Raw genomic sequence first — 13,109 nt, forward strand, 5'->3', positions numbered from 1 at the left:
TATTTTTTTGGTCAGATGCTTTTCTCAAACATCCATTTAAATTAGAAAAAACAAAACTCAGAAAGACTTCAGCTTACCTCACTTATTGCGTTGAGGTCTAACTGAATTTTGCAATTTGATTCGCTCTCACCCGAATCTTAAAAAAACAACTTTAATAATCAAATCGTTTAAAAGCTTCAATAGCTTCGTATTCTGCCAATCCTAATTTGTCATACAGAATAGCTGTATTTTTATTTCGATCTTCTGCTCTTACCCAGAATTCTCGAGAATCATTTCCTTGAAACATCACCCTGTCTTTTTGGGACTGGTGGTATAAAATGGCATGACGCTTCAACAATACTTCTGATGGAGAAAGCGGTACTGCCATATCAATTTCATGAATGTCCCACTCGTGCCAGGCTCCTCTGTAAAGCCATAACCAGCAGTCGTCCATGTATTTTTCTGGTTTTAATTGTTTCATCGCTGCAAAAATCGCATTAAGACAAACTTCATGCGTTCCGTGCGGATCTGCCAAATCTCCTGCGGCAAATACCTGATGTGGTTTTATTCTGGCGATAATTTCTTTTACGATAGCAATATCTTCTGGTCCTAGCGGATTCTTTTTAACTTGTCCTGTTTCGTAAAACGGAAGATCTAAAAAGTGTGTATTTTCATCTTTTAAGCCGATGTATCTTGTTGCTGCGTAAGATTCTCTTCTTCTGATTAATCCTTTTAATTTTCTAACTTCAAGAGAATCAATTTGATTTTCTGATTTGTTGTTTAAAAATTCAATTACAGATTTGAAGTTGATATCTTTTGGAAGATTTCCACCCGTAAAATCATTACAAACCTCAGCAAATTTTAGTGCTTCGTCGTCTGTAACGGCTATATTTCCAGAGGTTTGATATACAACATGTACATCATGGCCTTGTTTAATCAATTTTGAAAAAGTTCCTCCCATCGAAATCACATCATCATCTGGATGCGGACTGAAAAGGATAACTCGTTTTTTTGCAGGATTGGCTCTTTCCGGACGATGCGAATCATCGGTATTTGGTTTTCCACCCGGCCATCCTGTAATAGTGTGCTGCAATACATTAAACATATTGATGTTCAAATCGTAAGCAGAACCTTCTTGTGCTAATAAGTCAGACATTCCGTTATTATTGTAATCACGGTCTGTCAATTTTAAAATAGATTGATTTGTTTTTTGGCAAAGCCAAACAATCGCTTTACTTTTTAATTCTTGTGTCCAAATACATTCTCCAACAAGCCAAGGCGTTTTAAAACGTGTTAATTCAGATGCCGCTGATTGATCCAGTACAAATGTTGCATTTGGATGATTTTGTAAAAATGTCGCAGGAACTTCTGAACTAATATCACCCTGAACGGTTCTCTTGATGATATCGGCTTTGTTTTGTCCCCAAGCCATTAATACAATTCTTTTAGATCTCATAATAGTAGAAACTCCCATTGTGATGGCTCTTTTCGGAACGTTGTCAATTCCGTTAAAGTCAGACGAAGCATCCACTCTTGTAATGTGATCCAGTGTAATAATTCTTGTTCCGGAATTAATGTGCGAACCCGGCTCATTGAAACCAACGTGACCTGTACGTCCAATTCCTAATAACTGAAAGTCAAGTCCTCCAGCTTGTTTAATATTCATTTCATAGTCGATACAATATTGATTTAGTTCATCAATAGAAACTGTACCATCAGGAATATTAACATTTTCAGGTTTAATATCAATATGATTAAAAAGATGCTGATGCATGAAATAATGATAGCTCTGATTGTTCTCTTTGTTCATTGGATAATATTCATCCAAATTAAAAGTGATTACATTGCTAAAACTCAGTCCTTCCTCTCTGTGCATTCTCACTAATTCCTCATATACTTTTATAGGAGAAGATCCTGTTGCCAAACCAAGCACGCAAGATTTATTTTTTTCCTGCTTAGATCTAATTAACTGAGCAATTTCCTGCGCTACAATTATTGATGCTTCAGCAGAACTTTTGAAGATTTCGTTGTGAATTTTTTCAAATCGTGTTTCTTCAAATTTCCCGGCGCTTTTATAGCTGATATCAGGTTTTATTTCTAAAGCACTTTTCATTTCTTTTTCTTTTTTTGGTATGTACAATTTTGGTTTTTGAAATGGTATAAGCAATTTTCACTGCTTATACCATTTACTAACCAAACTTAAAATCTTAAATTTTTATATTTTTTTAGAAGTTAGGTGCTGCTTTATCCCACCAAACTCTTGTTCCTCCGTTGTCTAGTCCTCCAAGTTTAGCAACTCCTGTAGCAACACCACCAGAGTTTCCAGCTTTTTCTGACTGTACATAGTTGATTCTTCGTACACCTAACTCAGTTGTAATTGTTCCTCCACTATAGTTTTTAAGTACAGGGAATAATTTTGGATAACCAGTTCTTCTGTAATCAGACCAAGCTTCTTGTCCTTCTGGGAAGTTAGCAATCCATTTTTGAGTGATGATTTTTTGAAGTTTTACCTCATTTGATGCAGCAGCATCCCAAGCAATTGTAACATTATTTACAGCTGGAGAATTGTTTACAGGGAAATTAGGATCAACATACGCTTTTGGAGTTTTTGTATTATCTGCGATATATGCAGCGGCTCCAGCAGCACCACGCTGCTCAAATGAAGCTGTAATACCTGCTTCGTATAATGCTTTAGCGTCACTACCTACATTCCATCCTCTTAATGCTCCTTCTGCTCTTAAGAAATAAACTTCTGCAGTAGTCATTAAAACAACTTCTTTAGTTTTAACAACAGCTCCAATTCCAGAGAAATCCTGGTGATCAGATTTTGCTGCGATATCAATTCCTGTACGAACTCCTTTGTATTGTCCAGGGAATTGAGTTGATGGATCAAAATAAGTTTCGATTCTAGGATCTTGGTATCCACCCATAATTGACTCCATATCAGCAGACATACGAATATCTAACCAAGCACCGCTAATTGTTGAAATTGGGTTATTATATACCGGAGATACAATTTTAAATAAATCCGCATTTGTTGTAAATACTCCAAACTTTTGAGCAACAGCTTTTTCTGCCTGAGTTTTTGCTAATGCAGGGTTTATTTTCACAATACGCATTGCTAATCTTAAACGTAAACTATTTGCAAATTTAACCCATGCTTTATAGTCTCCTTTGTAGTTAGATAAATCTGTAGATTCAAAACTTGTAGCTTCACCAGCATCAACTCTTTTAGTTAATTCTGTTACAGCAAAATCTAATTCGCTGAACATTTGGTTGTAAACTTCTTCTTGTGAATCGTATTCGATTGTAGATTCAGTCGACCCAAATTTAGAATAAATAATTGGTCCAAAAGTATCTGTTAATCTGTGCATTCCTTCTACTTTCAGGATTAATGACAATGCATAAAACTGATCGTATTTTCCTTTTGATTTTTGAGCAATATCATATGCATTAAACATTACATTACTGTATGCATAATCCCATATAAATCCGTTCCAGCCATCAACTAATGCATAAGTCGTATTATTTATTCCTCCTGCAAATCCTGTAGGCGTTGCCATGTAACCAGACCAAATATCACTATTTAAGTTTTGCTGTAATTGATACACCCATTCTGGAGTGTATACGTAAATGTTATTAAACATTGGAGCAAAACCTCCTTTAATATGGTTAAAATCCTGTTCAAATAATTCTGGTGTAATACCGTTAGGATTGGTATTTATTTCTTCAAAATCTCCTGTACAACCTACTGCTGCAAGCAATGACATACAGATAGCTGCTTTTGTTATTTTATTTAGTTTCATGTTTTTAGTATTAGAAAGTTACATTTAAATTAAGACCGATACTTCTTGTAGATGGTAATCCGTAAATATCAACACCTTGTAATCCTTCGCCTGTACTTAATGCAATGTTTGGATCAAACGGAGCATCTTTATAAATAAAGAATAGGTTTCTTGCTATTAATGAAATACTAGCCGTTTGAATAAATGGTAATTTTTTAGCATTGAAATTATATCCGATAGAAATTTCTCTTACACTAACATTTGTAGCATCATAAACATATTCTCCAGTAATCCCTGCTCTACCACCAACCTGAGTATAGTATAATTGTGCATCCATTGTTGAAACCGGAGTTCCGTCGCTTGCTCTAACTGCGTTTACTTTTACACCACCAGCATTTCTTGCATCACCAGTTGCTCTAGATACACCAAATGCATCGTTTTGAGCTTGAGTTAAACTCATTACTTCACCACCAAAACGTCCGTCAATTAAAACATTTGCGAAGAATGAACCTACTTTAAATGAGTTAGAGAAACCTAACATGAAATCTGGATTAGAATTTCCAACTTCTTCAAAATCTGTTTTTTGAATAGTTCCATCATCATTTAACAACATTCTTCCCTGAGCATCTTTTTTGATGTTTATACCTTCAATAACCCCAAACGGTCTTCCTTCAATTAAAGCATATCTGTAACTGTTTACACCTGCTTCTGTTAAGTTTACTCTTCCTCCTAATTCAGTTGGAATTTCTTTTACTTTATTTTTGTTTTGTGAATAGTTTACGCTTGCATCCCAAGAGAATTTTTCTCCTCTAAAGATTCCTGCTGTAACAACTGCCTCAAAACCTTTGTTTTCAATACTACCAGCGTTAATTCCGTAGAAATCAACACCAAGTGCATTTCCTTTTGGAGCAACAACTTGTAAATATTGGTTTTTAGTTTCTGAGTTGTAGTATGATAATTCAAAATTGAATCTGTTATTGAAAAGTCTCCACTCAGTACCAAGCTCATACTCTGATTTTAATTCTGGTTTTAATGAAGTTCCTTCTTTTGGAGCCACTTTTGGTTTCGGATCCGTAACACCAGGAGTGTAGTAGTAAGTTGGAACTGTTACGAAAGGATAAATATCATTTCCTACCTCTGCATAAGTTGCACGAACTTTACCATAATTAATAAACTCAGGCATAGTAACCATTTCACTAAGAATAGCTGTTAAACCTACAGATGGATAGAAATATCCTGCATCTTTTGTATTAACTAAAGTTGATGACCAGTCATTTCTAGCAGCAAGATCTAAGAATAACATATCTCTGTACCCAAAAGTTGTAGCAGCAAATACTGATTGTACTTCTTTTTGATTATCAATTGTTTGGTAGTTTCCAGAATTGTTGTTGAAGTTTTGTAATGTAAACCAGTTAGCATATTTTAAACCTCCACCAATTCCTGAATCAAGGATGGTTTTTTGATTTCCTAAAGTATTATTAACACTTGTACCTACGTTTGCGTTAAAACTAAAGTTTTCTCCAATTTTTGTATTGATCGTTGCAATTAAATCTGCATAACGTTGTGTACTTAATGTATTTTCTACATAATATCTACCATTGATATGAGAAATTGTTCCTTGCGTAGTAGCGTAGATTTTTTTGTCGAAACCACTCTCAATTCTATTATAGCTATATCTTGCAGCAATGCTTAACCAATTGTTTGCTTTATAAGTTAAAGATAACGCTCCATTGAAAAAGTTGTTTTTATCTTCAGATTTATTTCTGTTGATTCCCCAATATGGATTTTGCATAATATCTCTATTAGTCATCCAGTTTTGAGCCATTAAGTTTCTGTTTGGATCAAAAACTTCGAAATTATTTTTATAATAATTGAAGTCATTTCCTCTTGGCATTAAATAAACTCCTGTAAGCGGGTTGAAATAGAAACCGTTAACTGGTTTATTGATGATTGTTTGAGAAGTATAATTTGCATTTGCAGCAAAAAGAAGTTTATCATCAAAGAATTTAGCAGTCTGACGAATACCAAAGTTATTTTTCTTAATACTGTTTCCTGGCATAACACCTTGTCCTGAAGTATTAGAGTAAGTAAATGCTGTAGAAGAATTTTCAGCTGCAGTAGAATAACCAACTGATGTAATTTGAGTATTTCCTGTTTCGAAGAAATCTTTTACATGATCTTTTGTTTTTTGTTTTGCTCCCCAGCTTTCGTCAGCTCCTGGTGCTGCGATATAATCACTTTGGAATTTTGGTAAATAAGCAGCACTTTCAAAAGTTGTTACCGATGAAACAGTAAGTAATGGTTTTCCAGCTTTTGCTTTTTTAGAAGATAACAAAATAACACCATTTGCTCCCTGGCTACCGTATAATACAGAAGCTGCAGCACCTTTTAAAACTGTCATTCCTTCGTAATCATCAGGATTGATAAGCGAAACAACATCCCCTCCATCACGGTTTCCAGTAGCAGTACTACCAAAACTGTCATTTGGCTGTCCTGAAGTACCATTATACAAAGGAATACCATCAATAACATATAAAGGCTGGTTATTAGAAACAGAAGAGTTACCACGAATAACTACTTTTGTAGATCCACCTGTACCACTTGAACTTTTAGTTACAGCAACACCAGCAATTTTACCTGCAATAGTATTAATAACGTTTACGTCTCTTACTCTTGTTAACTCTTCACCTTTAAGTTCCTGAGCTGCATAAGTTAACGATTTTCTTGTTTTCTTGATACCTAATGACGTTACAACAACCTCTGTAAGTGCATTTGATGCCGCTATCTGCATTTTCACATTAATTGTAGCAGCATCGCCTACAACTATACTTTGTGTTTCAAGACCAACATAGCTAAAAACTAATGTTTGTCCTTTTTGAACCTCAATTGAGTACAATCCGTCAAAATCGGTAGTAGCACCTTTTTGACCTCCTTGTACAGCAACAGATGCACCTGGTAATGGCATCCCATCAGAATCTGTAATCACACCTTTAACATTTTTTACCTGAGCAAGCGAAACCTGCGCAGTAAAAACAATCATAAAGATTAAGAAAATTTTTTTCATGTTTATTTATTTTGTTAGTTATGAGGTAAAATTATTCTTAAGGGATTGTTAAAAAAAATATATTATACAAACAGCTGCTTTTTTTAAACGAACGACATAAATCATTCAATAATCCGTTACTCGAAAACGTATTCGTTTCTATTAAAAGCACTATTTTACCCATTTACGTACATTTTATTTTAAAAAATTTACAATTCTTTAAAAAATATTTAAATACAGCAAACATTTAGGAATCTGATATTTATATAAAAAAAATCGCTTCATCTTAATTTACAATTAAAAGAAGCGAAAAAACTTATTAATTTCAAAAGCACGTAAGAGTTCTTTTTTAGTTGCCGCAGCTACCCGAAGTTTTAAATTTTAAAGCACTATATTTTTTATGAATAACATCCAGCAAAGAATATTCGCCAAAAGAGTCTTGTGCTAATTCCCAAATCATTATTCCACCGGTATTTTCAGCAGCGTATTCGACTTTTCTGGAAATTGTGGGTCTGCCATTATAGTATAGTTTTCCTATTTCATCCTGATCTGCAAATTGTGTCCCAGCTTCAACAATCTGCCCGAAAGTAGAACTTGTAACAGGTGAAAATGTAAAATTATATCCGTAAAAAGGAACTCCAAGTGTTAATTTTTCACTTGAAACATTTTGCTGTTTATGCCAAAATTCAATTCCGTTTTTTGCAAATTCGAAAGAACTGTGCTGTTCCACTTTAGTTGGACTCCACGGTCCAGTACTATCATACGCCATTACATTTATAAAATCAAAAGCGTTTAATGCTGCTGAATTTATATTTTCAAATCTGGTACTATTGGGTAAAGCTGCGGTTAGAAGTTTTTTATTTTCAACTAAAACTTTCTTTAATTCAACTACAAAACCACTATAACCAGAAGTTACAGCATCCCATTCAAGATCAACATCTACTCCATCTAAATTATGGTCCGTTACAAACTTTATAATGTTTTGAATAAATGCCGGTCGGTTTTCGGGTTTATCAATCAAAAATGACCAATTTGCTGCCTGTTCTTCAGAAATAACTCCGCCTGCGAGCGAGATACTTACAATAAGATTGGGATTAACTGATTTGGCATATTTAACTACTGCGTCAATATCTCCTTCAAAAACTATATTTCCACCTTTATCCGGATTTGCAAAAGCGATATTTAAATGTGTTAATTTACAAAACTGGATCGAAGTTATTTTACTGAAACTGTCTGTAGATAAATATCCAACTACTCTTGCTGTTTTAGTTTTTGAATCTTCTGGATCACGCTCTTTTTCGTTTGTACAGCTATATACTGAAAAAAGAGAACTTATATAAAAAAGGATGCCTAATAAGGCTTTATTTTTTATCATAATTTTAAATTTAATTAGAATGAAAATATGACCTTATTAGGCATAACTTTATATGTTTAGGATTTTATTTAGTTTGCATCCCACCAAACTTTATTCAACCAGTCATTTGTTCCTCCCATTCTTGATAATGCTTCTTTATAGTTTTTCTCGTTTTTCTGCATTTCATCATTAGGATAATACAAACGTTTTGGTGTAACTCCTCCTGTTTCAGAATCTGGATTTGTAATTGGAATTAATACAGGGAATCCAGTTCTTCTCCAGTTTGAATAAGCTTCAATACTATTAAAGATATAAGTAATCCAAAGCTGTGTAGAAATTTGTTTCATTTCTTGTCCTGCTACTAAAGGTTTTGCATTTAAATACGTATCAATAGCTGCCTGAGTTGCCGGTGTTGCTCCATAAATTTCTAATTGCTTAATACCTGCTTCAACTCCTTTTCTATAATAATCTGCCGCAGAACCTGAAACCCATCCTCTAAATGCAGCTTCAGCAAGTAATAATTGAGATTCTGAATAACTTACATGTAAGAAAGGTGTTGTTTTTTGTTTGAAATAAGACTGAATTCCAGATGTTGAACTTGCTCCCATTGGAACTTCCCATTGAAACAATCCTGGTTTTACTCCTTCATAAGGTGTTTCACCTGGCTGTAATGGCGCTCCCCAAGCAAGGCTGCTTGTTGTTTTAGGAGTTGCGTACATTGGTAATCTTGGATCTCCGTTGTCTCTCAAAAAGTCAATTACCAAAGTACTAAAGTGATCTCCGTTTTCATTTCCTACAAGTGCATATGCTAATCCATTTCCTCTAAAATCAATCGACGCTGGATCATCATTAAAAGTAGCATCTAAGTGTTTCATAATACAGTTATCAGCATTGCTTGTAAAAACTCCTGCCGCTAAAGCAGCTTTTACCTGTTTTTCTGCTTCTGCCGGTTTAACTTCAGAAATTCTCATTCCAAGACGTAATCTCAATGTATTGGCTAATTTTTTCCATTTAGAAATATCTCCACCATAGAATAAATCTCCTTTTACAGATCCGCCATTAGCATTTAATTGATTGTGAGCTTCTTCTAGATCGTGGAAGAATGAAGTATAGATTTCTTCCTGTGTATCGTATCTTGGCGTTACAATTCCTTTAGAGAAACCTAATCCAGCTTCAGAATAAGGGATATCTCCATAAATATCAGTAATACGCTGTGCTACCATTACTCTCATAATTTTAGCAACGGCATTCATATTTACAGCAGCTGGATCTCCACTTGTTTTATCCAAAATATCCACCACGTTTTTTAATTCATTTTGATAACCGTTTCTCCAAAGAGCGGTTGCGTAACCATCATCTTTTTTGAATTTACTTCCAAACTCCGTTACGTTCCATGCTCCTGCATAATGCTGCACAAAACCTCCTGAATAAATTAAATTGGTTCTCCATTGGTAGAATCCGTCACCCGACATACACAATTGGGTAAACGTAAGCTGCCCAGCCGGATTTGCTGATAACGCAACCGGATCTTTTTCCAGTTCGTCAAAATTATCGGTACAGCCTACTGCAGTAAACAATGTGAGTGCGGCTATAATTATTTGTTTAAATTTCATAATTTCTTTTTTTTAGAATGCAACTTTAATATTAAACCCGTACGATTGTCTAAATGGCAGTGAACCATATTCAAAACCTTGTCCGTTTCCAGAAGTATACATTGATTCTGGGTCAATATTTGGAAGATCTTTATTAAAAGTTAATAGGTTTCTGGCAAATGCCGAAACATAAATTGAACTAATTTTTGAATCTCCAAAAACACTTGATGGAATTGTATATCCTAAACTAATTTCTCTTAGTTTCACATAAGATGCATCATAAACGAATGGCGCCGGTGAGTTGTTGAATACTGTATTCCAGTAATCCTGAGGATTAACAGGTTTTGTGTTTTTAACATAAACCGGATTTGCTGCTGTTCCTGTATTTACAACACCTTCTGCAACATAACCTGCTGTAGGTACCCATGTAGACTGGCTAAAATTAGGATCATTTGCAATAGCTTCTTGTCTTGCATGGTTATACGCATCTCTGCCTTCTGTAGTTACATCCAAAAGTCCTTTTGTAGCGGCTAATGAATTTGTCATAGAATATACATCCATTCCAAATTTCATATCGATTAAGAACTGAAGTGTGATTCCTTTATAAGTAAATCTATTCGTTAAACCAGCAGCCCAGTCAGGAAGTCCTTTTCCTAAAGCTACTTTCTCGTCTGTAAATAAAGGTAAACCATTTGCAGCTACTACTTTGTCTCCATTTTCATTTCTTAAGAAATCTCTACCCATAATAGTTCCGTATTGTCCGCCAACTTGTGCCACAACTGCAGCTCCAGCCCAACGTGCTTCAGAAATGGTGTACGTATTAATATCTGGATGCAATGAGATAATTGAGTTTTTGTTTTTTGAGAAGTTTAAATCAATTCCCCACTCAAAGTTTGGTGTTTTAATTGGCGTACCAGATAAAAATACTTCGATACCTTCGTTACGTAATTTTCCGGCATTTACAGAAATATATTCATATCCTGATGTTGCAGATGAAGGTAAATCAAGTGTTTGATCTGATGTATCTTCACGATAAACTGTAATATCTGCTCTTAATCTGTTTTTGAAGAAAGCAGTTTCAACTCCAAACTCAATTCCAGTTTTTGACTGATACGTTAAATTAGGATTTGGTGCTGCAGTATTTTTAATATTTACAACACTCTGCCCGTCATAAGAAGAAAACGTAGTGTAGTTTAACGCATTTTTATAAGCCCCCGGTGAGTTCGAAACTTGTGCCCATGATGCTCTAAATTTACCATAAGAGAAGGTATCGTTTTGGATATTCAATGCATCTGAGAATACAAATCCTAAAGATCCTGCAGGATAAAAAGCACTTTCATCTCCGCTGTAAATTACACTGAACCAATCATTTCTTCCTGTAAACTCAGCATATAAATATCCTTTATAATCTAATTTTGCAGATCCGTAAACTGAGTTTGTTCTTGTTTTTGTTTCAACCGGAGCATTTTCTGTTTTATTTACAAAGTTACTAATGTACTCTGTTCCCGGCTCGATGATTTTTGTTCCAAATCTTGAGTTTTGCTCTCTTCTAAAATCTCTTCTTGCGGTACCTAAAATTCCAGAGAAAGTTAAATCATTTGCTAATTTGATGTTGCTTAAAGTTGCAATAATATCTGTATTCATTTCTGATACATTGATATTATTTAAACCAAGATATCCTTCGTCTCTTCCCGGCCATGTACTTCCTGCTGCCATAAAATCTTTTGAACTAAAAGCATAGGTATCAAGACCTGTTCTGAAAGTTAATGCAAGCCAGTTTTTCAATTGGTAAGTTCCAGTAACATTTCCGATAAAACGATTTTTTAAAGATGTATTATGATTTGCTTCTGTTACAAAATATGGGTTTAACAAATAAACATTGCTGTTCCATGGATAAATCTGACCTGTTTCTGCATTTTGATAATTTTTCAGCCAAGCCTGGTCAATATTCGGAGCTAAACCGCTTAATGAATACCCAACGTTATTTGGAGAATCTCCAAGAGCTGGTCTGTTATTTGTGTTTTCAGCTATATAATTCACATTAGCATCTAATGTAAATTTCTCTGATTTTAATGTAGCATTTAAAGTCGCATCGTTTCTTTCTAATCCAGAATTTGGCACTACGTCATTATTTTTCAGGTTATTAAAACCAAAACGTACAAATCCGCTGTCATTTCCTCCAGAAACCGCAATTCCGTTTGTAGTTGTAAAACCGGTTCTAAAGAAATCCTGAATATTATTGTCAACTTTAGCATAAGGTTTCATAGAACCATCAAATATTTTTACCTGCTGTCCAACAGATTCTGAAAATTTAGGTCCCCATGCATTTGTTGTATAGCCATAAATTTCTGTTGGAGCTTTTGTAGGATCTGGCAGAGCGCCATTTGAACCTGTTCCGTATTCAGACTGATAATCAGAATACTTTGCGTTCACTCTGTCAAAATTTACTCCACTAGTTAATTCTACTCGAAGTTTTCCTTTACTTCCTTTTTTAGTCGTAATTAAAATTACTCCATTCAAAGCTCTTGAACCGTATAAGGCAGCTGCAGCAGCTCCTTTAAGTACCGTTAAACTTTCAATGTTGTTTGGGTTAATACTAGAAATACCGTCTCCGTTATCACGACCATCAAACCACTTGCTTGTAGCAGCCTGATCGTTATTTAAACCAGAGTTATCAATAGGCACACCATCAACAATATAAAGCGGCTGATTACTTTCGCCTATACTTGATATACCTCTAATAATAACTCTCGTACTTCCTCCAACACCCGTAGCTGGTATAGAAACATCAACCCCCGCAACTCTTCCTGACAGAGCTGTAGTAACATTTGTTGTAATAGCTTTGTTTAACTGCTCTCCTTTTACATCCTGAACAGCATAACCCAATTCTTTCTTTTGTCTCTTAATCCCTAACGCTGTAACAACTACTTCATTTAAGTTTTGTGTGTCCTGACTTAACACCACATTTAACGTTGCAGAAGTACCAACTGTTGCAGTTTTAGTTTTAATACCTATATACGAAAATATCAAAACATCTCCTGCAGATGCCTGAATCGTATACATACCGTCAAAATCAGTTTGAGTTGCCGTTTTTGTACCTTGAATAAGAATACTTACTCCTGGCAGCGGCAATCCGTTTTGATCGCTTACCAAACCTTTGACTGTTTTTACTTGTGCAAGCGAAACCTGCGCCGTAAAGACAACCATAAGGAATAACATAATTTGTTTCATTTTTATCATGGTTTTGATTAGTTAAGCGATAAATTTATTGTTAAGGTACTGTTAAAAAAAATATTTTATACAAACGGTTTGATCTTTTCAACAAACGACATAAAACATTCAACATTATGTTTTAC

At 34.7% G+C, this 13,109-nt stretch carries 6 protein-coding genes; all 6 read right to left on the reverse strand.

Annotated features, from left to right (window positions below; genetic code table 11):
• Nucleotides 1-151: 151 nt before the first annotated feature.
• Nucleotides 152-2,092 (reverse strand): glucosamine-6-phosphate deaminase, encoded by a 1,941-nt coding sequence (nagB, locus tag BUC29_RS12195; RefSeq protein WP_073416716.1) that lies wholly within the window; start codon nucleotides 2,090-2,092, stop codon nucleotides 152-154.
• Nucleotides 2,093-2,204: 112 nt separating this feature from the next.
• Complete coding sequence (locus BUC29_RS12200) at nucleotides 2,205-3,785, reverse strand: RagB/SusD family nutrient uptake outer membrane protein (RefSeq protein ID WP_073416459.1); 1,581 nt, start codon at nucleotides 3,783-3,785, stop codon at nucleotides 2,205-2,207.
• Nucleotides 3,786-3,795: 10 nt separating this feature from the next.
• A complete protein-coding gene (locus BUC29_RS12205) occupies nucleotides 3,796-6,828 on the reverse strand; it encodes a SusC/RagA family TonB-linked outer membrane protein (protein WP_073416460.1) in 3,033 nt (1,010 codons plus the stop codon).
• Nucleotides 6,829-7,156: 328 nt separating this feature from the next.
• Nucleotides 7,157-8,182 (reverse strand): glycosyl hydrolase family 18 protein, encoded by a 1,026-nt coding sequence (locus BUC29_RS12210; RefSeq protein WP_073416461.1) that lies wholly within the window; start codon nucleotides 8,180-8,182, stop codon nucleotides 7,157-7,159.
• Between the two features lie 68 nt (nucleotides 8,183-8,250).
• Entirely contained in the window at nucleotides 8,251-9,774 is a 1,524-nt protein-coding gene (locus BUC29_RS12215; protein ID WP_073416462.1) for a SusD/RagB family nutrient-binding outer membrane lipoprotein, read from the reverse strand.
• Nucleotides 9,775-9,786: 12 nt separating this feature from the next.
• Entirely contained in the window at nucleotides 9,787-12,984 is a 3,198-nt protein-coding gene (locus BUC29_RS12220) for a SusC/RagA family TonB-linked outer membrane protein (protein WP_073416463.1), read from the reverse strand.
• Nucleotides 12,985-13,109: the final 125 nt, after the last annotated feature.

It is taken from the genome of Flavobacterium defluvii, from assembly GCF_900129555.1.
GTDB classification, from domain to species: Bacteria; Bacteroidota; Bacteroidia; order Flavobacteriales; family Flavobacteriaceae; genus Flavobacterium; species Flavobacterium defluvii.